This is a genomic window from Ectopseudomonas khazarica, assembly GCF_004521985.1.
Lineage (GTDB): Bacteria > Pseudomonadota > Gammaproteobacteria > Pseudomonadales > Pseudomonadaceae > Aquipseudomonas > Aquipseudomonas khazarica.
Genome location: NZ_SBHZ01000024.1, coordinates 41,201 through 62,652 on the forward strand (window position 1 = coordinate 41,201; position 21,452 = coordinate 62,652).

Annotated in this window: 21 protein-coding genes; 9 read left to right on the forward strand and 12 right to left on the reverse strand. The window is 67.4% G+C overall.

The genetic code is table 11. From position 1 onward, the window contains the following. Window positions 1-94 precede the first annotated feature (94 nt). The 6 genes from EPK82_RS23040 (at window position 95) to EPK82_RS23065 (ending at window position 6,803) form a co-directional block, all read left to right on the forward strand. On the forward strand, window positions 95-1,336 hold the full coding sequence (locus EPK82_RS23040; protein WP_134678164.1) for a 3-hydroxyacyl-CoA dehydrogenase: 1,242 nt from the start codon (window positions 95-97) through the stop codon (window positions 1,334-1,336). Then, the gene (locus EPK82_RS23045; protein ID WP_134678165.1) at window positions 1,333-3,123 is read left to right on the forward strand and encodes an acyl-CoA dehydrogenase C-terminal domain-containing protein; all 1,791 of its coding nucleotides are present in this window, start codon (window positions 1,333-1,335) and stop codon (window positions 3,121-3,123) included. The genes EPK82_RS23040 and EPK82_RS23045 overlap by 4 nt, the downstream gene beginning before the upstream one ends. 85 nt (window positions 3,124-3,208) lie before the next feature. Further along, a complete protein-coding gene (locus EPK82_RS23050) occupies window positions 3,209-4,372 on the forward strand; it encodes an iron-containing alcohol dehydrogenase (protein ID WP_134678166.1) in 1,164 nt (387 codons plus the stop codon). A 17-nt stretch (window positions 4,373-4,389) separates the two neighbouring features. Next, entirely contained in the window at window positions 4,390-4,824 is a 435-nt protein-coding gene (locus EPK82_RS23055; protein WP_037050180.1) for an acyl-CoA thioesterase, read from the forward strand. A gap of 150 nt (window positions 4,825-4,974) precedes the next feature. Further along, complete coding sequence (locus EPK82_RS23060; protein WP_134678167.1) at window positions 4,975-6,039, forward strand: DUF2157 domain-containing protein; 1,065 nt, start codon at window positions 4,975-4,977, stop codon at window positions 6,037-6,039. Then, the gene (locus EPK82_RS23065) at window positions 6,036-6,803 is read left to right on the forward strand and encodes a DUF4824 family protein (protein WP_134678168.1); all 768 of its coding nucleotides are present in this window, start codon (window positions 6,036-6,038) and stop codon (window positions 6,801-6,803) included. The genes EPK82_RS23060 and EPK82_RS23065 overlap by 4 nt, the downstream gene beginning before the upstream one ends. Here EPK82_RS23065 and EPK82_RS23070 read toward each other — a convergent pair. From EPK82_RS23070 to EPK82_RS23085, 4 genes are all read right to left on the reverse strand, one after another. Beyond that, a complete protein-coding gene (locus tag EPK82_RS23070) occupies window positions 6,800-7,243 on the reverse strand; it encodes a glycine zipper domain-containing protein (protein ID WP_134678169.1) in 444 nt (147 codons plus the stop codon). The genes EPK82_RS23065 and EPK82_RS23070 overlap by 4 nt on opposite strands. Before the next feature lie 83 nt (window positions 7,244-7,326). Continuing rightward, window positions 7,327-9,666 (reverse strand): FdhF/YdeP family oxidoreductase, encoded by a 2,340-nt coding sequence (locus tag EPK82_RS23075; RefSeq protein WP_134678170.1) that lies wholly within the window; start codon window positions 9,664-9,666, stop codon window positions 7,327-7,329. Beyond that, window positions 9,663-10,478, reverse strand: a complete 816-nt coding sequence (fdhD, locus tag EPK82_RS23080) for a formate dehydrogenase accessory sulfurtransferase FdhD (RefSeq protein WP_134678171.1) — start codon at window positions 10,476-10,478, stop codon at window positions 9,663-9,665. Before fdhD ends, EPK82_RS23075 begins: the two co-directional genes overlap by 4 nt. A 94-nt stretch (window positions 10,479-10,572) precedes the next feature. Next, window positions 10,573-11,463 (reverse strand): LysR family transcriptional regulator, encoded by an 891-nt coding sequence (locus EPK82_RS23085; RefSeq protein ID WP_047585580.1) that lies wholly within the window; start codon window positions 11,461-11,463, stop codon window positions 10,573-10,575. Window positions 11,464-11,582: 119 nt separating this feature from the next. Between EPK82_RS23085 and lysM the strand changes: the two genes are divergently transcribed. Continuing rightward, the gene (gene lysM, locus EPK82_RS23090; protein WP_037050164.1) at window positions 11,583-12,017 is read left to right on the forward strand and encodes a peptidoglycan-binding protein LysM; all 435 of its coding nucleotides are present in this window, start codon (window positions 11,583-11,585) and stop codon (window positions 12,015-12,017) included. A 65-nt stretch (window positions 12,018-12,082) separates the two neighbouring features. Here the strand turns inward: lysM and yrfG are convergent, their stop codons facing one another. Next, a complete protein-coding gene (yrfG, locus tag EPK82_RS23095; protein WP_134678172.1) occupies window positions 12,083-12,745 on the reverse strand; it encodes a GMP/IMP nucleotidase in 663 nt (220 codons plus the stop codon). A 119-nt stretch (window positions 12,746-12,864) separates the two neighbouring features. On the opposite strand from yrfG, the gene nudE reads away from it, so the two are divergent. Further along, complete coding sequence (nudE, locus tag EPK82_RS23100) at window positions 12,865-13,431, forward strand: ADP compounds hydrolase NudE (protein ID WP_037050162.1); 567 nt, start codon at window positions 12,865-12,867, stop codon at window positions 13,429-13,431. Next, a complete protein-coding gene (gene cysQ / locus EPK82_RS23105; RefSeq protein ID WP_134678173.1) occupies window positions 13,428-14,252 on the forward strand; it encodes a 3'(2'),5'-bisphosphate nucleotidase CysQ in 825 nt (274 codons plus the stop codon). Before nudE ends, cysQ begins: the two co-directional genes overlap by 4 nt. A 226-nt stretch (window positions 14,253-14,478) precedes the next feature. On the opposite strand, the gene EPK82_RS23110 is transcribed toward cysQ, so the two are convergent. From EPK82_RS23110 to EPK82_RS23140, 7 genes are all read right to left on the reverse strand, one after another. Next, on the reverse strand, window positions 14,479-16,386 hold the full coding sequence (locus EPK82_RS23110; RefSeq protein ID WP_134678174.1) for a beta-ketoacyl synthase: 1,908 nt from the start codon (window positions 16,384-16,386) through the stop codon (window positions 14,479-14,481). A 260-nt stretch (window positions 16,387-16,646) separates the two neighbouring features. Further along, window positions 16,647-17,918, reverse strand: coding sequence for a dihydroorotase (locus EPK82_RS23115; RefSeq protein WP_134678175.1), 1,272 nt, complete (start codon window positions 17,916-17,918; stop codon window positions 16,647-16,649). Beyond that, on the reverse strand, window positions 17,918-18,925 hold the full coding sequence (locus EPK82_RS23120; protein WP_037050152.1) for an aspartate carbamoyltransferase catalytic subunit: 1,008 nt from the start codon (window positions 18,923-18,925) through the stop codon (window positions 17,918-17,920). Before EPK82_RS23120 ends, EPK82_RS23115 begins: the two co-directional genes overlap by 1 nt. Window positions 18,926-18,935: 10 nt before the next feature. Further along, window positions 18,936-19,439, reverse strand: a complete 504-nt coding sequence (gene pyrR, locus EPK82_RS23125) for a bifunctional pyr operon transcriptional regulator/uracil phosphoribosyltransferase PyrR (protein ID WP_134678176.1) — start codon at window positions 19,437-19,439, stop codon at window positions 18,936-18,938. A 73-nt stretch (window positions 19,440-19,512) separates the two neighbouring features. Continuing rightward, complete coding sequence (gene ruvX / locus EPK82_RS23130; protein ID WP_134678179.1) at window positions 19,513-19,950, reverse strand: Holliday junction resolvase RuvX; 438 nt, start codon at window positions 19,948-19,950, stop codon at window positions 19,513-19,515. After that, window positions 19,947-20,516, reverse strand: coding sequence for a YqgE/AlgH family protein (locus EPK82_RS23135; protein WP_134678177.1), 570 nt, complete (start codon window positions 20,514-20,516; stop codon window positions 19,947-19,949). The genes ruvX and EPK82_RS23135 overlap by 4 nt, the downstream gene beginning before the upstream one ends. Before the next feature lie 75 nt (window positions 20,517-20,591). Then, a partial coding sequence (locus EPK82_RS23140) for an energy transducer TonB (protein ID WP_134678178.1) occupies window positions 20,592-21,452 on the reverse strand: 861 nt, incomplete at its 5' end.

Sequence of the window (21,452 nt, forward strand, 5' to 3'; positions counted from 1 at the left end):
GCTGAATACGTCGTATCACAAGACTAAATTTCAAAAATAGTAGCGGCTTGCTTATCGTGACCCAAGCTTTTGGGCGCTTTCGAGAGGAACAACAATGAACAACACCGTCTCGCCGCTTCGCTGTGCCGCCGTGATCGGCGCCGGCACGATGGGCCGCGGTATCGTCATCAGCCTGGCCAATGCCGGCCTGCGCGTGCTCTGGCTGGACAACAACCGGCAGATGCTCGAAGCCGGTCTGCAGATGGCCGAGGAGACCTGGGCGCACAACGTCGCCAAGGGCCGTATCGATGCGCCCGAGGCGGCCGCGCGGCGTGCCCTCATCGAGGCGGTGGATGGCTATCCGGCGCTGGCCGATGCCGACCTGGTGATCGAGGCGGTGTACGAGAATCTCGAGCTCAAGCAGCAGATCTTCCGTGAGCTGGACGCGGTGATGAAGCCCGGAGCGTTGCTCGCCAGCAACACCTCGGCGCTGGACATCGACGCCATCGCAGCGGTCACTACGCGCCCCGAAGCGGTGCTCGGGCTGCACTTCTTCAGCCCGGCGCACATCATGAAACTGCTGGAAATCGTACGCGGCGCCAGCACCGCGCCGGCTGTGTTGCAGGCCGCCGTGGCACTGGGCACGCGCATGGGCAAGGTGGCGGTGGTCGCCGGCAACTGCCACGGCTTCATCGGCAATCGCATGCTGCACACCTACGTACGCGAGGCGCGCATGCTGCTGCTCGAAGGCGCCTGGCCGCACCAGGTGGACGCGGCATTGCAGGGGTTCGGTTTCGCCATGGGGCCGTTCCGTATGTACGACGTGGTCGGTATCGACCTGGAGTGGCGGGCCCGCGAGCTGTCCGGGCAGGGCCAGGACGACCCGGCCGTGCAGGTGGATAACCGCCTGTGCGAACTGGGACGCTTCGGCCAGAAGAGCGGCAAGGGCTACTACCTGTACGCGCCGGGCAGCCGTCAGGCGGAACATGATCCGGCCGTCGACGGCCTGGTGCAGATGCAATCGGAGCGCCTCGGGTTCGTCCGTCGCGATGTCGGCACCGAGGAGATCGTCGAGCGTTGCCTGCTGGCGCTGGTCAACGAGGGGGCGAAGATCCTCGAGGAGAACATCGCCGTCAGCAGCGCGGATATCGATCGGGTCTACCTCAACGGTTATGGCTTCCCCGCCGAGCGTGGCGGGCCGATGAGCTGGGCCGATGCTCAGGGCCTGGCCGCCATCCGCCAGCGCCTGTTGCTGCTGGCCGAACGCTTCGGCGCACACTGGCAGCCTGCGGCGCTGATCGAGCGCCTGGTGCAGGAGCACAAGACCTTTGCCGATGTTCAGGAGGGTAAGGCATGAGCTACCAGGCACCTCTGCGCGACATGCGCTTCGTGCTGCACGAACTGTTCGATGCCGCCGGCCACTGCGAACGCCTGGGCAACGGCCTGGATCGCGAGCTGATCGACGGGGTTCTCGAGGAGGCTGCCGCCTTCGCCACGGGCGAGGTCGCTCCGCTCAATCGCAACAGCGATGAAGAGGGCTGCCGGCTCGAGGATGGCTGCGTGACGACGCCCCGGGGCTTTCGCGAGGCCTACCGGCAGTACGTGGACAACGGCTGGGCGAGCATGACCGGGCCGCTGGAACATGGCGGCCAGGGTTTCCCGCAGCTGGTGGCGTTCGCCTTTCACGAGATGCTGATGGGCGCGTCGCTGTCCTTCCGCGTGTACTCCGGGCTCACCGAAGGGGCGGTGCTGGCGCTGCACCGGCATGGCAGCGAAGCGCTCAAGCAGGGCTACCTGGACAAGCTGGTCAGCGGTCAGTGGGCCGGCACCATGTGCCTGACCGAGCCGCAGGCCGGCACCGACCTGGCGCTGCTGCGCACCCGTGCCGAACCGCAGGCCGATGGCAGCTACCGGGTGAGCGGCAACAAGATCTTCATCAGTGGCGGCGAGCAGGACCTGTCGGAGAACATCGTCCACCTGGTGCTGGCGCGCCTGCCGGATGCGCCTGCCGGGGTGAAGGGCATCAGCCTGTTGCTGGTGCCGAAGTTCATCGCCGCGGCCGACGGCACGCCGGGCGAGCGCAATGCCCTGAGCTGCGGCGCCATCGAGCACAAGATGGGGATCAAGGGCGCCTCCACCTGCGTGATGAACTTCGACGGTGCGACGGGCTGGCTGGTCGGCGAGGCCAACCAGGGCCTGGCGTGCATGTTCACCATGATGAACGACGCGCGCTTCCAGGTCGGTCTGCAGGGCCTGGGGATCGGCGAGGCGGCCTTCCAGGGCGCGTTGCGCTATGCCCGCGAGCGTTTGCAGTCGCGGGGGCTGACAGGCGTGCAGGCGCCGGACAAACCGGCCGATCCGATCATCAATCACCCTGACGTGCGGCGCATGCTGCTGACCCAGAAAAGCCTGCTCGAAGGCTGCCGCATGCTCGCCGCCTATACCGCGCGCCAGCTGGACCTGGAACACGCCGCCGAGGACGGCGAGAGCCGCAAGGCGGCTGGCAAGCGTGCGGCGCTGCTGATCCCCGTGGTCAAGGCGTTCTTCACCGACATGGGCCAGGAGGTGGCCAGCCATGCGGTGCAGGTCTACGGCGGCCATGGCTTCATCCGTGAATGGGGCATGGAGCAGCTGATGCGCGACAGCCGTATCACCCAGCTCTACGAAGGCACCAATGGCATCCAGGCGCTGGACTACATCCGCCGCAAGGTCCTGGGTGATGGCGGCAGCGAACTGTCTGCGCTGCAGGCCGAGTTCAGCGAGCTGTGCGATGCCCAGGCCGCGCATCCGCGCCTGGCGGAGATGGCCAGGGTCGTGCAGGGCCGAATCGGCGAGTGGCGGGAGCTGAGCGCGGCGCTGCTCGCGGCTTGCCAGCGCGACCCGCAGGAGATTGGCGCCACCTCGGTGGACTTTCTCCAGTACTCGGCCTACGTACTGCTGGCCGGCTTCTGGTTGCAGGCTGCGGCGCGAGCCCAGCAGGCGCTGGACGCCGGCAGCGCCGAGGCGGACTTCTACCAGGCCAAGCTGCACAGCGCGCAGTTCTACCTGCGCCGTGTGCTGCCGCGCGCCAGCGCCCACCGCGAGGCGCTGCTGGGTGGTGCGGACTGCCTGATGGCCATGGCCGAGGAGAGCTTCGCCTTCTGACCGAGCGACGGTGCAGGGGCCGGCAAGCCGGCGTCTGCACCGTCAGTGATACCCGAGGTCACGACTACAACAAGAGGAGCACTGCATGCACCCTTTCAGCTTCACCACCACCGCGCAGATTCTCTGCGAATCCGGCGCCAGCCTGAGGCTGGCCGAACTCTGCCATGAGCGCGGCGCTCGCCGCGTGCTGATCGTCACCGATCCGGGCATCACCCGGCTCGGTCTGCTCGACCCGCTGTTGCCGGGCTTCGCCCGTGCCGGGATGGACGCACGGGTATTCGATCAGGTGCTGGCCGACCCGCCCGAAGCGGTGGTGCTGGCCGCCGTGGCCCAGGCCCGCGAGCAGCAGGCGGAGCTGGTGATCGGCTTTGGCGGCGGCAGTTCGATGGACGTGGCCAAGCTGGTGGCGCTGCTCGGGCATCCCGACTGCGACCAGGCGCTGGCGCAGATCTACGGCGTGGGCAACGCGCGTGGTCGGCGCCTGCCGCTGATCCAGATACCGACCACCGCCGGTACCGGCTCCGAGGTTACCCCCATCGCCATCGTCACCACCGGCGAGACGACCAAGATGGGCGTGGTCTCCCCGCTGCTGCTGCCCGATCTGGCACTGCTCGACGCCGACCTGACCCTGGGGCTGCCGCCGACGGTGAGCGCCGCGACCGGCATCGACGCCATGGTGCACGCCATCGAGGCCTACACCAGCGCGCTGAAGAAGAACCCCATCTCCGATCTCCTGGCGCGTGAGGCGCTGCGTCTGCTGGCCGGCAATCTCGACGAGGTGGTGGGTAATGGCGGCAACCGCCAGGCCCGTCAGGCCATGCTGCTCGGCGCCTGCCTGGCCGGTCAGGCATTCGCCAACGCGCCGGTGGCGGCGGTGCATGCGCTGGCCTATCCGCTGGGCGGGCACTTCCATATTCCCCATGGCCTGTCCAATGCCCTGGTGCTGCCGCAGGTGCTGGCATTCAATGCGCCGGTTGCCGCACCGCTGTATGCCGAGCTGGCGCCGCTGGTGCTTGGCGATCGACTGCGACCTGGCACTGCGGCTGCGCAGACCGGGCAACTGATCGAGGCCCTGGCCGCCTTCAGCGAGCGCAGCGGCCTGCCGACGCGCCTGCGCGACGCCGCTGTCAGCGAGGCCATGTTGCCGACGCTGGCGGCGGACGCCATGCTGCAGCAGCGCCTGCTGGTGAACAATCCACGTGAGATGAACGAACAGCAGGCCCTGGCCATCTACCAGGCCGCCTACTGACGCGCCAAGGAACCTGCATGAACCCACCCCAGCACCTGCGTGGCGACTACCGCCATTTCCAGCCGATCACCACGCGCTGGCACGACAACGACATCTATGGCCACGTCAACAACGTGACCTACTACAGCTACTTCGACAGTGCGGTGAATGCCTACCTGATCGCCGAGGGCGGCCTGGATATCCATGCCGGCGAGGTGGTGGGCTTCGTGGTCAGCTCCAGTTGCGACTACTTCGCTTCCATCGCCTTCCCAGATGCCATCGAGGTGGGGCTGCGCGTCGGCAAGCTGGGCAACAGCTCGGTGCAGTACGAACTGGCGATCTTCCGGGCGGGCGAGGAGCAGGCGTGCGCGGCGGGGCGCTTCGTGCATGTCTTCGTCGAGCGCACGAGCAATCGCCCGGTGGCCATACCCGATGCTTTGCGCGCGGCGCTGGCGAGCCTGCTCAGCGCCTGATCGACAGCGCCGGCTGGCGCACTGGCAGAAGATGGCCGGTGACCTGCAGTGAAGCCGCGATGTGACGCTGCTTTCAGCGCTACCTTGCCGGCATAGGTAGTTCTGCGATGGCCTGCTAGGCTGTGGGCAGTCATTCGCCAGGGAGTGCCCATGTCCGATTTCGAGCGTGAGCAGGCGCAGCAGCGCGCTGCCCGCATCGCTGCGTTCCGCGAGGAGTTGAGCGCACTGAGCGCGGAGCAGGTCCTGCAACTGAGCGAGGCTCAGGCGCAGGCGGTCAGCAGCCATCATCAACGCCTGCTGGCGCACTTTCGCCAGACGCTGGACATCGACGCCGACGTTCGTGCCCGCCAGCTGTCGCTGGGCATGCGCCTGGCCTCGCTGTTCGGCGCGCTGGCGCTGGCCGCCGGCCTGTTCTTCCTCTTCTACCAGTTCTGGGGGTTGTTCGCCGCTTCCGCTCAGGTCGCCATCCTGCTCGGCAGTACCCTGGGCAGCCTGCTGCTGTGCCACTGGCTGCAGCGGCGCGACAGCTCCGGCTATTACGCCAGGCTGGCAGCCGTGCTGGCGTTCGTGTGCTTCGTGCTCAACCTGTCGATGCTCGGGCAGATCTTCAACATCGCCCCGTCCGACAAGGCCTTGCTGCCCTGGGGCGCGCTGGCCCTGCTGCTGGCCTATCAGTGCCGCCAGCGCCTGCTGCTGGTGGTGGCGCTGCTCTGTTTCGGCCTGTTCGTCGCCGCGCGCCTGGGGAACTGGGCCGGCTGGCACTGGTGGTCGCTGGCGGAGCGACCGGAGCTGTTCATGCCGCTGACCGCATTGCTGCTCGTGCCGCAGGGGTGGGATCAGCGCCGCTACCTGGGGTTCGCGGCCTGCTACCGGGTGATGGGGCTGCTCTATCTGCTCGGCCCGGTGCTGGTGCTGTCCTACTGGGGCGGCGGCAGCTATCTCGGCTGGTCCACGGGGTGGATCGAGGCGTTCTATCAGACCCTCGGCTTCGCCCTGTCAGGGTTGGCGATCTGGCTGGGCATTCGCCGTGGCTGGAGCGAAGTGGTCAGCACCGGTCTGGTCTTCGCCCTGATCATGCTGTTCGCCAAACTGTTCGACTGGTGGTGGCAGCTGTTGCCACGCTACCTGTTCTTCCTTCTGCTCGGTCTGATCGCGTTGCTGCTGCTGGTGCTGCTGCAGCGCTGGCGGCGCACGGCCAATGGCGGTGCAGCATGAAGCGCTCCCTGTGGCTGGCCCTGGGGATCGTGCTGCTGAGCAATGCCGTTGCCCTGGGCGGCGTCTGGTACAACCGCAGCGGTGAGCCCGAGGCGCGCCTGTCGCTCAGCGAGCGCGAGCTGCAGCGCGTTTCCAGTGGCTGGCTGGCGGATGAGGGGGACACCGTGACGCGTCTGCAACTGCTCTGGCGCCGCCCCGGTGACGACTGGCAGCTGCCCTGGCTGGACGCGGCCAAACTCAGGGCGCTGGGGTTCGCTGTCGGTGACGGGCAGGTCGAGCTGGGGCGACAGCCGGCGCGCGAGGTCTGGCTGGTGCTGGAACTGGATGGGCCGAGCTACCGGCGCCAGGTCGAGCAGGTGCGCCAGGCGCTGAGCCTGGCCGAGGCCGAGTTGCAGGCCAGTCCCGACAGCGAACTGCTGCAGCAGGAGCGGGACGAGCGCCGCCGTCGTCTGGAGCACGAGGAACAGCGGGCCAGTCGCCTGATGCTGGTGGATGCGGGGGTGGACCCTGAGGCGCTGCGCCAGCGCTGGCCGGATCGGCGGCATCAGGTGTTGCTGGCCGGGCGCATCGAGCCCTACCGCCATTCGGCGCAAGGCGGTTATGGCGCCAGCATCCGCCTGGACAATGGACGCCTGAGTGTTCCCCATGCCTACCGGGAGCAGGCGCGCGGCTGGACGCCGGCCTATCAGCAGTCAGGGTTCAAGGCGCAGGTCGATGTCGCTTTCGGTCGCCGCCACGAACCCTGGGTACTGGGCGTACGTTAGCGACGGTGCCAGTGCTTGTGGTGTTTCCGCTGCTTCTTGCCGTTGTAGTGGCGATGCTTGCCACGGCGATCGTCATCGTAGCTGGCGTTGCCCATGTAGTTGCCCAGCGCACCACCGGCACCGCCGCCGACCGCGGCACCGACCACGCCGCCGGTGTTGCCGCCAACCTGCTGACCGACCACGTTGCCGCCCGCCGCACCCAGTGCGCCACCGATGGCTGCTTCCGTACGGCTGCGGCGATCGGCGCCGACCATGCTGCCGGCGGCGCCGCCCAGGCCAGCGCCCACGGCGGCACCGGTGTTGCCACCGACCTGCTGGCCCACCATCGCACCCACCGCTCCGCCCAGGGCGCCGCCGAGGCCGGCTTCGGTGCTGCCGGCAAAGGCATAGCCCGCGCTGCTCAGGCCAAGGGAAAGGAAGAAGAGTTGCACAGACTTCATGGACACCTCGAATGCAGAAACCGCCAGATGGCAGGGGTTACGCCATTGACCGGCGATTTCCGTTCGAGGTTCCTGGCCGCCGGTCAGCTGGTCGCGCTGCTGCCCAGCAGGTTGCTGCCGTTCGCTGCCGCGAGGCAGATGGCAACGAACTTGGAGGTCGGCGTGCTGCTGCCGACACCGGCACTTTCCAGCGGCACCAGCGGGTTGGCCTCGGGGAAGTAGGCCGCAGCCTGGCCGGCGGGAATGTCGAAGGCCAGCAGGGTGAAGCCGCTGACGCAGCGCTCGACACCGTCGTTCCACAGCGAGCGGATGTTCACTTTCTGGCCGGGCTTGAAGCCCAGGCGCAGGATGTCCGCCTCGTTGGCGAACAGCACGTCGCGCTGGCCGCGCACGCCCCGGTAGCGGTCATCGAGGCCGTACACCGTGGTGTTGTACTGATCGTGCGAGCGCAGGGTCTGCAGGATCAGGTCCGGGGTCTCACCGCTTTCGCGAACCTGCGGGGGGAGCAGGTCCTCGAGCAGGGCGTTGGCCTTGAAATTGGCCTTGCCGGAGGCGGTGCTCCACTGCCGGGCCCCGGCCGAGTTGCCGAGGTAGAAGCCCCCAGGGTTGGCGACACGCCGGTTGAAGTCCTGGAAGCCGGGAATGGTGTCGGCGATCAGGTCGCGGATGCGGTCGTAGTTGGCGATCAGCGCGTCCCAGGCCACCGGGTGATCACCCAGCGTCGCCTTGGCGATGCCGGCGATGATGGCTGGCTCCGAGCGCATCTCGCTGCCGGAAAGCGGTTCCAGCTGCCCGTAGGAGGCGTGGATCATGCTGAACGAATCCTCCACCGTCACCGCTTGTGGGCCGTCGATCTGGCGGTCGATGTCGGTGCGGCCGAGGCACGGCAGGATCAGCGCATCCTTGCCCACGGTCAGGTGGCTGCGGTTGAGCTTGGTGCTGATCTGCACGGTGAGGTCGCAGCTCTGCAGTGCCTGGTGGGTGCGCGGGCTGTCCGGGGTGGCCTGGGCGAAGTTGCCGCCGAGGCCGATGAACACCTTGGCCTGGCCGTCGATCATGGCGTTGATCGCTTCCACGGTGTTGTGCCCGTTCTCGCGCGGCACCTTGAACTGGAAACGTTCCTCGATGGCGTCGAGCAACGCCACCGGTGGGCGGTCGTTGATGCCCATGGTGCGGTCGCCCTGCACGTTGCTGTGGCCACGCACCGGGCACAGGCCGGCGCCGGGGCGGCCGAGGTTGCCGCGCAGCAGTTGCAGGTTGACGATTTCCTGGATGGTGGCCACCGAATGGTGGTGCTGGGTGATACCCATGGCCCAGCAGATGATCACCCGCTCGGCACGGCGGTACATGCGTGCGGCCTGCTCGATGTCCCTGAGGCTCAGCCCCGACTGTTTCTCGATGGCCTCCCAGGCGGTGTCGTCGAGCAGCGCCAGGTAGGCGTCGACGCCATCGGTGTGTTCGGCGATGAAGGCATGGTCGAACAACGCGGGCTCGCCCTTGGCCTGCGCCTCGCGCTCCCACTGCAGGAGGAACTTGGCGATGCCGCGCAGGGCGGCCATGTCACCGCCCAGGGCCGGACGGAAGAAGGCGGTATTCAGCGGCTCGGAGCCGTTGGTGAGCATCTCCAGGGCGTTCTGCGGGTGCTGGAAACGCTCCAGGCCACGCTCCTTGAGCGGGTTGAAGCAGACCACCTGGGCGCCACGCTTGACCGCCTCGCGCAGCGGTTCGAGCATGCGCGGGTGGTTGGTGCCGGGGTTCTGGCCGAGCACGAAGATGGCGTCGGCGTGTTCGAAGTCGTCGAAGGTGACGCTGCCCTTGCCGATGCCGACGCTCTGGATCAGCGCCACGCCGCTGGCTTCGTGGCACATGTTCGAGCAGTCGGGGAAGTTGTTGGTGCCGTAGGCGCGGACGAACAGCTGGTAGAGGAACGCGGCCTCGTTGCTGGCGCGGCCGGAAGTGTAGAACTCGGCGTGATCCGGGCTCGGCAGGGCCTTGAGGTGCTGCGCGATCAGGGCGAAGGCGTCGTCCCAGCTGGTCTGCACGTAGCGGTCGCTGGCAGCGTCGTAGCGCATCGGGTGGGTCAGGCGGCCCTGATATTCGAGCCAGTAGTCGCTCTGCTCGCGCAGCTGGCTGACGCTGTAGCGCTTGAAGAACGCCGCATCCACGCGACGTTTGGTGGCTTCCCAGTTGACCGCCTTGGCGCCGTTCTCGCAGAACTTGATGCGGCCGTCCTCGGGGGAGTCGCCCCAGGCACAGCCGGGGCAGTCGAAGCCGCCATTCTGGTTGGTCTTGAGCAGGGCGCGCAGGTTCTTGAACGGCTGCTTGCTGTCCAGCCAGAAGCGGGTGACGGCGTTCAGCGCACCCCAGCCCGCAGCGGGGCCGTTGTAGGGTTTGTAACGAGGGTTGACGGGTTGCAGGCTCATGGTCGGTCTTCTTCGTCAGGCGCCGGGCTGTAGACGCGCGGCGTGCTGTGATGAGGCAGGTGGATCAGGTTGAGGCGATGGCGCCGCGCCCATTCCACGGTCAGTGCCGTGGGGGCGGACAGGCTCACCAGGGTGCCGATGCCGGCACGTACGGCCTTGTGCAGCAGTTCCAGGCTGCAGCGGCTGGTCACCAGGGCGAAGCCGCCGCGGGTGTCGATACGTTCGCGGGCCAGGGCGCCAATCAGCTTGTCGAGAGCGTTGTGGCGGCCGATGTCTTCGCGGCACAGGCGGATCTCGCCCGCTGCGTCGATGAACAGGGCGGCATGCAGGGCGCCGCTGTGGCGTGCCAGCTGCTGCTGTTCGCCAATGCGCTCGCGCAACCCGCTCAGGTGCTGCAGTGCCGGCAGCGGTGCGCCGGGCAACGCCTGCAGGGCGGGCAGGGCCTGCTCCAGGGCATCCACGCCGCACAGGCCGCAACCGCTGCTGCCAGCCAGTTGCCGGCGCTGCTGCTTGATGGCCCAGAATGCGCGGCTGCTGACTTCCAGGCGGGCTTCGCGGCTGTCGCCGAGACCGCGCAGCTGGATGTCATAGATATCGTCGATGGACGAGATCAGACCATTGCCGAGGCTGAAACCCACGGCAAAATCTTCCAGGTGATGGGGCGAAACCATCATCACGGCTTGGTTCAGGTCGTTGTAGCTGATCGCCAGGGCGCATTCTTCGGCGAGTGCGGCATGCTGCGCACGGCCGTCACCAAGTTCGGCGTAGGCGTAGGCACTGGCAATCTGCGGCGAGGCGTCTGGCTTGGCCATCGAGGCGTGCTCTGTGACAGATTGACACAGGCAAGCCTAGGCTCATGGACGAGGAGCGTCTAATCGTTGGCTTTGATACCTTGATCGAGCGTATCTATCGTGGTGTTTGCAGCCAGTCCCGGGCCTCTTCGAAACAGGCCTGGGCCAGGGGCGAGCCTGGCGCGCTGCGGCGCATGATCAGGCCCTGCGGGGCCAGGGTGTGGGCATCTTCGATGGGCAGCAGGCGCAGATGGCCTTCGGCCGGGGTGCCGTCTATCGGCAATGGCATGATGCAGCAGCACAGCCCGGCGCTGACGGCTTGGGTGAGGTGATGGACGGCGTCGGCTTCCACGCGCACCTGCGGGCTCAGGCCACGGGCGCGGAAGCTGTGGTCGATGGATTGGCGGAAGTGCATGCCGGTCGACAGCAGCCCCAGGGGTAGGCCGGCCAGTTGCTCCCAGCGCAGGCTGCTGCTGGCGAAGTGAAAATGGCGCTGGTCGTAGAGCAGGCCCATGCGGGCTTCGGCCAGCTCCAGGCCGGCGAAGTGTTCGCGGTCCAGGCGGTCGAGATAGGACAGGCCCAGGTCGAGCTGATTGCGCGCCAGCTGTTCGAGAATCTGTTCGCTGCTCAACGCCTGCAACTGGAAGCGCAGGCCCGGATGGCGGGCGGCGAACAGGCCGATCAGGCGCATCGGGTCGAAGCTGGCCAGCGGCACGACGCCCAGGCGCAGGGTACCTACCAGGTGACCGCGACAGGCCGCCGCTTCCGCGAGCAGGCCATCCTGGGCTGCCAGCAGGCTGCGTGCCCAGGCCAGGATGCGTTCGCCTTCGGCGCTGAACCCTTCGAAGCGCTGGCCGCGACGCACCAGCTCCAGACCCAGCTCGTCCTCCAGCTGGCGCAGGCGCATGGACAGCGTTGGCTGGGTCACGTGGCAGCGCGCGGCCGCCTGACCGAAGTGGCGTGTTTCGTCGAGGGCGACGAGAAATTTCAGTTGCTTGATATCCATGGGAACTCCTGGTCTGGGCGGATTCTAATGTGCGCGGGCCAATCCGGGGCGTCTGCTGAACTAGACTTTGCGCTCCGGGAGCTGTGCCCGGTCATCCACAAGGAAAGAGAGGAATTGCCATGAGTCTGTTTGCCTTTGTCAAAGATGCTGGGGTCAAACTGTGGGAGTCACTGGTGGGGCAGGAGGCGCAGGCCGCCGAATCGCTCAAGGAACATGTTGCCAAGGTCGGCCTGGGCAACCCGAATATCGACGTCAGCGTCGAAGGTGACAAGGTCATCGCGCGCGGCGAGGTGGCCACCCAGGAAGAGAAGGAGAAGATCCTGCTGGCTCTGGGCAACGTGGCCGGCGTCGGTGAGGTCGAGGATCAGATCAGCGTGACCACACCGGCCCCGGCCGCGCGTTTCGTCACCGTGAAGAAGGGCGACACCCTGAGCGCCATCGCCAAGAGCGAGTACGGCAACGCCAACGCCTACATGAAAATCTTCGAGGCCAACAAACCGATGCTCAGCCATCCGGACAAGATCTATCCGGGCCAGGTGTTGCGCATCCCCTAGGGCGCAGCCCGCTTCTCGCCGCCGCCTTCGGCGGTCTCGGGTGGAAAGCCTTCGCGGTTTCCACCCTACAGCCCCCGCAGCAGCGCGCGGTAGTCCTCCACGGCGGCGAACTCTTCGCTGTCCTTGGGGCCGGCCTGGCTGTCCGGCTGGCGCACGGCGAGCAACTGGGCGACGCCGAAGCGCCCGGCGCTGCGCAGGATCGGCAGGCTGTCGTCGATGAACAGGCTGCGTGCCGGATCGAAGTCGACGTCCTGGCGCAGGGCGGACCAGAACTGCTGGTCTTCCTTGGGATAGCCGTAGTCGTGTGAGCTGATCAGGCGTTCGAACCAGGCCGCCAGTTCCACGCGCTCCATCTTCAGCGACAGCGAATCGCGGTGTGCATTGGTGATCAGCACCACGCGCTTGCCGGCGTCGCGCAGCGCGCGCAGGAACAGCTCGGCATCCGGGCGCAGGGCGATCAGGTGGGCGACCTCGCGTTTGAGATCGCGGATCGACAGGCGCAGTTCGCGACTCCAGAAGTCGGTGCAGTACCAGTTCAACGTGCCGGCATGTTCGCGAAACAGCGGCAGCAGTTCGGCCTCGGCCAGCGCCAGGCTGATGCCGTGGTGCTCGGCATAGCGCCGTGGCAGATGGCTCAGCCAGAAGTGGTTGTCGAAGTGCAGGTCGAGCAGGGTGCCGTCCATGTCGAGCAGGACGGTGTCGATCTGGTGCCAGGGCAGTGCGGGCATGCTGGCCTCGTGCAAAGAGTGAATCCGTCGACCTGTTTCGCCTTGATGCAATCTCGGCCAGGGACAATGACAAAAGCCGCTGTATGATAACCGACCAGGTCACGCCAAGGAGTCAGCCCATGCGTCAGAAGCCCACGGTACTCGCCCGTGAAATAGTCGCCAGCAGTCGTCTGTTTCGTGTCGAGGAAGTGCAGTTGCGCTTCTCCAACGGCGCGGAGCGCACCTACGAACGTCTGGTCGGCAAGGGCTCGGGCTATGGTGCGGTGATGGTGGTGGCGATGCTCGATGCCGAGCATGCGGTGCTGGTGGAGGAATACTGCGGCGGCACCGACGACTACCAGCTGTCGTTGCCCAAGGGCCTGATCGAACCGGGTGAGGACGTGCTGGTGGCGGCCAACCGCGAGCTCAAGGAGGAGGCGGGCTTCGGCGCCCACGAGCTGGAATACATCACCGAGCTGAGCCTGTCCCCCGGCTACATGAGTCAGAAGATCCAGGTGGTGCTGGCGCGCAACCTGTTCGAGGAGCGTCTGCCCGGTGACGAGCCGGAGCCGATGCGGGTGGACCGCATCAGCCTGCGCGAGCTGTCGAGCCTGGCCCGGCATGAGCAGTTCAGCGAGGGGCGTGCCCTGGCGGCGCTGTACCTGGTGCGTGATCTGTTGAGCGCACGCGGGGAGTTCAGCCTGTGAGCCATCCTCTCGTTCCGCGGGTGATCGAACTGGTGCGCGCCGCCGGTGCGGCGACCCTGCCGTACTGGCGCAGTGGCGTCGCGGTGACGGAGAAGGCCGATGCCTCGCCGGTGACCGCTGCCGACCTGGCCGCGCACCACATTCTCGCCGACGGACTGAAGACCCTGGCGCCGGAAATTCCGGTGCTGTCCGAGGAAGCCGCCGACATCCCCCTGAGCGAGCGCTCGGCCTGGACGCGCTGGTGGCTGGTCGATCCGCTGGACGGCACCAAGGAGTTCATCGCCGGTTCGGAGGAGTTCACCGTCAATGTCGCGCTGATCGAGCAGGGGCGCGTGGTGTTCGGCGTGGTCGGCATCCCGGCCAATGGTCGCTGCTACCACGGCGGTACCGGCCTGGGCGCCTGGTGCAGCGACGTGGTGGGTGACGAGCGTCCGATCAGTGTTCGCCTGGCGCCGGCGCGGGGCTTTACCCTGGTGGCCAGCAAGCGCCATTCGAGCCCGGCACAGGAAACCTTGCTCGCGGGCTTGACCGCCCGTTTCGGCGCGCCGCAGCTGGCCAATATCGGCAGCTCGCTGAAGTTCTGCCTGCTGGCCGAAGGTAACGCCGATTGCTACCCACGCCTGGCGCCCACCTCGCAGTGGGATACGGCGGCAGCACAGGGCGTGCTGGAGGGGGCCGGGGGCGAGGTGCTTGATCTGGCCGGCGAGGCACTGACCTACGACGCGCGTGAGTCCTTCCTCAACCCGTCGTTCCTGGCGCTGCCGGCCGCGGCCGAGTGGCGCGGCGAGCTGATCGAGCTGGCGCGCGATCTGGAAGGTTGAGGCATCTTCTGCGGGGGTGGCGGGTTGCACCCGCCCTACGTGAGGGCGCGGCGGCGATGCGCTGCGACGACGGGGAATCGCGGCTGAAGCCGCTCCTACCTAGCGTGTCTCTGGCGGGGAGTGGCGTGGAGTGGCGGGTTGCGCCCGCTGAGGCTGCTGGGTGTGGCCGTGGGAGGCGCTTCAGCGGCGACTTGCGCGGCGAAAGCCTCTCCCTTGTGCATCACGCTCAGTCGAGCATGTCGCTGTAGCGCTCGTCCTTCCTGAACACCAGCGGCTGGTCGAAACCGGGCACCTTCACTTCGTCGCGGGTGATGGAGATCGCCTGGTCGTCGATCATGTCGTTGCCGAAGTTGTAGATGATGTCCAGCTTGCCCTGCAGCGCCTGACTGTCGTACGCCGCTGCCGCAGTGCGCGTGCCCTCGCGGCGCGCCAGGTAGGCGTCGAAGGCGGCCTGGCCGTGGCGTTTGCGCAGCATGCGCTCGGTCACGTGCGGGGCCAGCACCAGGGCGCTGGCGTTGTTGCCGCCGAAGCCCTTGGAGTTGATGAAGGCCACGTCCAGTGCCTGCTCGCCGACCTTGCGGTCTTCGGTGGACAGACTCAGGTGCTTCTGGTGCACGTCGTCGGCCACCGCGTCGATGGTCTTCAGGCCGGGCACGATGCCGTACTTGAAGGCGCCGAGTGCAGCGATCACCTGGTCACCGCTGGCGGTGGCCAGGGAGTGGCCGACGAAGGCCTTCACCGCAGTGATCGGCCACTGCTCGATGCCGAAGGCCTCGGCGACGCGGTCGAGGATTTCCGACTCGGTGACGCGGTTGGCCGGGGTGCTGGAACCGTGTGCGTGAACGAAGCTGCGCTGCTGCACGGCATCCAGCCCCAGCAGCTGCACGGCGCTGGCCACGGCCTTGGCCACGGTCAGGTAGTTGCCCGGGCCCGGGGCGGAAATCGACTTCTTGAAACCGTCGGCGTTGATGAACACGTCCGGCACCGCGCCGTGGATCTCGGCACCCAGCTCCAGGGCCAGTTCGTCGTCCATCAGCACCACGAACTGGCAGGCCTCGGCCAGGGTGAAACCGCAGTTGGCACCGAACGGGCGGCTGGCGCGGCGGAAGTCGACGCTGTCGCGGCCTTCGAGCTGGCGCAGGCCATCCTCGGTGGCCAGTGCGCCCATGGCGCCGTAACCTTCGATGCACTCCTGGTTGATCGGTGCCTCGCTGCTGCCGACGATCACCACGCGGGCCTTGCCGCTGGCGATCTGCTCGATGCCTTTCTGCAGGTTGTAGAGAAAGGTGGCGCAGGCGCCGGTGATGCTGCCGGTGGTGCCGACGCTGCCGAGCACGTAGGCGTTGATGAAGTCGGCCGGCATGGTGTTCAGGCCGAGAGCCAGCTGCTTGGCGGTGACGCGGCCACCCTTGAGGCGCGACTGCATCATGCCGCCGAAACCGTTTTCGTCGAGCTGGCTCATGATGCAGCTGGCGAACACGGCGATTTCATCCGGCGCGACATGCTGGACGATGCGCTGCCAGTCGATACCCACCGAACGCAGCGCATCGGTGACGCCGACCACGGTCATGGCCAGGCCGCGTGGGTGGAAGCGCGAGTTGTACAGTTCGCTCGGCTCGAAGCCGGTGGGCAGTTGCCCGGCGGATTTCACGGCCAGCGGGCGGTAGCTGTCGACCTTGAATTCGCAGCTGTCGTGCAGGGTGACGCGTACGTCGTTGCCGTCGAGCGTTTCCAGCGACCAGTTGGCCGGCAACGGCTCGGGCAGCTGCTTGCGCTGGGTGACGAAGCTCAGGGCCGTGCCGTTGGCGGGCGCGACGCCGATGTTCTTGTGCCAGTGGGCGGCATCCGGATCGAGGTGCTGCTTCTCGATACGGCGGACCAGCGTGCCGGCGAGGATCTGCTCGGCGTAGCGGCTTTCGATGTCTGCCAGGCTCAGTGGCTGGCCGTCCTGGTCCCGGTACTGGCCATCGACCACGCGCACCAGTTTCATCATCTGTGCCAGACCGGCCAGCGTCTCCTGGCGGGCCTGGGGCAGCAGCGACTCTTGTACGGTGCGACGGAAACCATGGTGGAAGGAGCTGCGCCCGGCTGCGTTGTAACCCCCAAAACCCACGATCACAGGTAAGCGCGACATAACTCAAAAGCTCCTGAACAAGGCCAGCGCGACGCCAGGCCGGCGCCTTGGGCGCGGGCGGGAGTCATAGGGCGGTGGCGTTTGGAAAATCTCGGCTGCCTAACCTGACGTGGATCATGACTGTCGAGTCACTCATTCGTCCAATGTCGTGGCGCGGGCAAGGCATGTCGCGGATGAGACAGGCCGTGTTCAGGGCGATACGTGGGAGGCGGGGTGCGCCCCGCGAGGCGCGCGCCCGCCGGGTGGCGGGCGCGGAGGGCTCAGCTCTGGTAGCTGATGTGACCATCGACCAGCGTATAGCGCACTGCCGTAGGCAGGCGGTGGTCGAGGAAGGGGCAGTTCCTGCCCTTGGAGTACCAGCGCTCGCCCGCCAGGGTCGAGGCCTGCGGGTCGAACAGCACGATATCCGCGGCGCTGCCGACGGCCAGTTGCCCGGCTGGCAGGCGCAGTGCAGCGGCCGGTCCGCTGGACAGGCGTGCGAGCAGTGTCGGCAGGTCCAGCAGGCCATCCTGCACCAGCGTCATGGCCAGCGGCAGCAGCAGTTGCACGCTGCTGATGCCCGGCTCGGTGGCGGCGAAGGGCGCCAGCTTGGCATCGCGCTCGTGCGGCTGGTGATGGCTGGCGATGGCGGAGATCACGCCGGCCTTGAGCGCCTCGCGCAGGCCGTCACGGTCCTTGCCGGAACGCAGCGGCGGTTGCACGTGGTAGAGGCTGGAGAAGTCGATCAGTGCCTCGTCGGTCAACAGCAGCTGGTACAGCGCCACGTCCGCCGTCACCGGCAGGCCACGGGCCTGGGCCGCGGCGATCAGCTCGGCGCCACGGGCACTGGTGATCTGGCTGAAGTGCGCGCGCACGCCGCTCTGTTCCACCAGCAGCAGGTCGCGGGCCAGGGCCACGGTTTCGGCGCTTTCCGGGATGCCGGCCAGGCCGAGGAAACTGGCGGTGGGCCCCTCGTGGGCCAGGCCGCCTTCGGCCAGGTCGAAGTCCTGCGAGTGGAAGATCACCTGCAGGTCGAAGGTCGCGGCGTATTCCAGCGCGCGGCGCAGGGTGCGGCTGTTGCGGAAGTTGTCCAGGCCGTTGCCGAAGGCCACGCAGCCGGTGTCGCGCAGGGCCACCAGCTCCGCCAGCTGTTCGCCGGCCAGGTTCTTGCTCAGCGCGCCGATGGGGAACACCTTGGTGTGCCCGGCCTCGCGGGCGCGGTCGAGAATCAGCTCGGCCACCGCCGGGGTGTCCAGCACGGGTTTGGTGAACGGCGGGCAGCACAGGCTGGTGACGCCGCCGGCAGCCGCCGCCAGGGTCTCGGTGGCGATGCTGCCCTTGCGGCTGTAGCCGGGTTCGCGCAGCGCCACGGACAGGTCGACCAGGCCGGGGGCGGCGACCAGTCCCAGGGCGTCGAGGGTCTTGTCGGCAGTGAAGCCGGCGGGCGCCTGGTCAATGGCGACCAGCTTGCCGCCGTCGAGGTACAGGTCGCTGACCCGATCCAGGCCGCTGCTGGGATCGATCACGCGGGCACCGAGGATTGCGGTACGCATCAGTTGGCCTCCTCGGCGTTGAGTTGACGTTGCGCGTTCTGCCCGCTCATGGCCATGGACAGTACGGCCATGCGGATGGCGATGCCGTAGGTGACCTGGTTGAGAATCACCGATTGCGGGCCGTCGGCCACCGCCGACTCGATCTCCACGCCGCGGTTGATCGGCCCCGGGTGCATCACCAGGGCATCGGGCCTGGCCAGGGCCAGGCGCTGCTCGGTCAGGCCGAACAGGCGGTAGAACTCGCCCTCGCTGGGCAGCAGGCCACCCTGCATGCGTTCGCGCTGCAGGCGCAGCATGATCACCACGTCGACGTCCTTGAGGCCTTCGTCGGCATCGCTGAACACGCGCACGCCGTAGCTCTCCTCCAGGCCGATGGGCAGCAGGGTCTTCGGCGCGATCACGCGGATGTCCGGGCAGCCCAGGGTCTTCAGGGCGAGCATGTTGGAGCGCGCCACCCGCGAATGCAGGATGTCGCCGACGATGGCCACCGAAAGGTTCTCGAAGCTGCCCTTGTGCCGGCGAATGGTGAGCATGTCGAGCATGCCCTGGGTCGGGTGGGCGTGACGGCCGTCGCCGCCGTTGATGATCGCCAGGTTCGGGCACACGTGCTCGGCGATGAAGTGGGCGGCGCCGGAGTCGGAGTGGCGCACGACGAAGATGTCGGCGGCCATGGCCTCGAGGTTGCGCAGGGTGTCGAACAGGGTTTCGCCCTTGCTGGTCGAACTGGTCGACACATTGAGGCTGATGACGTCAGCCGACAGGCGCTGGGCGGCCAGTTCGAAGGTGGTGCGGGTGCGCGTGGAGTTCTCGAAGAACACGTTGCACACGGTCTTGCCGCGCAGCAGCGGGACCTTCTTCACCGCACGCGCGCCGACCTCGAGGAAGGAGTCGGCGGTGTCGAGGATTTCGGTCAGCAGCTCGCGGGGCAAACCGTCGAGCGAGAGGAAATGGCACAGCTGGCCTTGGTCATTGAGCTGCAGCGGGCGCTTGGCGGCGAGTGGCGTCATCGCGGGGGTCTCAGTTGGCGAGCGTCTGGAGTTCGAGGGTCAGGGGCGTGGGGCCGGACAATTTTACCCGCTCGTTGGCCGCCAGTGACAGGGTGGCGCCGACCACATCGGGGCGAATCGGCAGTTCACGGGCGTTGAGGTCGAGCAGGCTGACCAGGGTCACGCTGGCCGGGCGGCCGTAGTCGAACAGTTCGTTCAGGGCGGCACGGATGGTGCGGCCGCTCATCAGCACGTCGTCGATCAGCACCAGGTGCTGGCCTTCGATCTCGAATGGCAGCTCGGAGGGCTGCACCTGCGGGTGCAGGCCGTTCTGGGTGAAATCGTCACGGTAGAAGGAGACGTCGAGGATGCCCAGTGCGTCTTCGCGGCCGAGTGCCTGGAGCAGGGCCTGGGCGACCCAGACGCCGCCGGTGCGGATGCCGATGAAGCGTGGCTCGCTGATCTGCCGCTGGTTGAGGTGCTGGGTCAGGGCGCTGGCCATGGCCGGCAGCAGGTCGTTGGGGTTCGGTAGCATGGCGAAACTCCTTGATTAAACGGCTGCTGAGAGCGTGAGCGAGGCTGCCGAGCGCCGGCAGCGCAACCGGTTCTCAGCCCGTGCAGTTTTCCTCCAGCCAGCCCTGCAGCAGCAGGGCGGCGGCAATGGCGTCGACGGGGCGCTCGCGGTAGCCGCCGCTCTGGCCCTCGCGCAGGCGCTGGCCCTTGGCCTCGAAGGTGGTCAGGCGCTCGTCGTGGGTGTAGGCCGGCAGGTTGAAGCGGCCGTTGAGGCGGCGCGCGAACTTTTCCGCACGGGCGCTCATCTCGCTGGGCGTGCCGTCCATGTTCAGCGGCAGGCCGACCACCACGGCGTCGGGCTGCCACTCCTTGATCAATGCTTCCACGCGGTTCCAGTCCGGCACACCGTTCTGGGCCTTGAGCACGCACAGTTCACGGGCCTGGCCGGTGATCATCTGGCCGACGGCGACGCCGATCTGCTTGCTGCCGTAGTCGAAGCCCAGCAGCAGGCGCAGTGGTTTGTCGCTCATCAGGCGTGGCCCGTCTGCGAGGTGAGCAGGCTGAGATTGACGCCCAGGCGTGCGGCGGCGGCATTCAGGCGTTGGTCGTAAGGCAGGTCGAAGAGGATGCTGCTGTCGGCCGGGCAGGTCAGCCAGGCGTTGTCGACCAGCTCGGCCTCCAGCTGCCCGGCGTCCCAGCCGGCGTAGCCCAGGGTGATCAGGTACTGGTCCGGGCCGCTGCCGTCGGCGATGGCGAAGAGCACGTCCTGCGAGGTGGACAGGCCCAGCTCGCCCAGCTCCAGGGTGGCCTGGAACTGCGGGCCGGCGGGGTGGAGGACGAAGCCACGGTCGGTCTGCACCGGGCCGCCGGCGAAGATCGGCAGGCTGTGGCACAGCGCGGCGGGCTCCTCGTCCGGGCGCAACTGCTCCAGGACGTCGGCCAGGTTGAGGCCGTTGGGCTTGTTGATCACCAGACCCATCGCGCCCTGGTCGTTGTGCTCGACCAGGTAGGTCACGGTCTGCGCGAAGTTCGGATCGGCCATGTGCGGCATGGCGATCAGGAAATGGTGCTTGAGCGAGGTCGGGGCTGATGTGTTCATGACGCCTAGTTTGGAGCGGCTGGCGACAAGCTACAAGCGCGGCCGCTCAGGCGGGTGCATCGTCCCGGCGCGGGGTCAGTTGCTCGACAGCCGGTCGCCGCGCTCGAAGCGCCAGGTGCGAATGATCTCCAGGCGGTCGATATCGGCCAGGTCGCCGGTGAACGGGGCGTAGGGCGCAGCCAGGCGCACGATGCGCTGGGCCGCCTGGTCGAGTTCGGCATGACCCGAGGACTCCAGTATCTGCACCTCGTAGAGACTGCCGTCGCGGTTGATCGACACCAGCAGGCGCAGGCTGCCGTAGATGCGCTTGCGGCGCGCCTCGTCCGGGTAGTTGAGGTTGCCGATGCGCTCGACCTTCTTGCGCCACTCGTCCTTGTACCAGGCACCCTTGTCGCGCATGGTCGAGGCGGCGTTGAGGCGATGGATCTTCGGGCGTTTCGCGTACTGCTGGACTTCCTGGGCCAGTTCGGCCTCGAGGCTGGCGATCTCCGCCGACAGCTGCGCGGAGTCGAAGACCGGCGCCGGGCGCGTGTCCGGCACAGGCTTGGCTTCCTCGCGCTTGACCGGGGTCTTCTGCTGTTGTGGTGTACGCGTGGCCACCGCCGCCTTGGGCGCTTCCTGGCGGGTGGCGGGTTGCTGCGGGGTGGCCGGCGGTGTGACCTTGCGCACCTCGCTGTCCTGGAACGGCGCCTGCTCCGTGGTCTTGGGGGCGGCGACGTGTTCCAGGGTGCCGCTGCCCTGCTGGTTGTCCTGGGCGAGGAAATCGGCCTCCTTGGGCTTTTCATCGCTCTTGAAGGTGGACAGGGTGATTTCCAGCGTCTTGCTGATGTCCGGTGGCGACTCCAGGCCGAAGCCGATGCCGAGAATCAGTGCCACGTGCAGCGCAGCGGCGAGAAACAGGGTGAACCCCAGGCGATCCGCCGGACGGACGGTGGC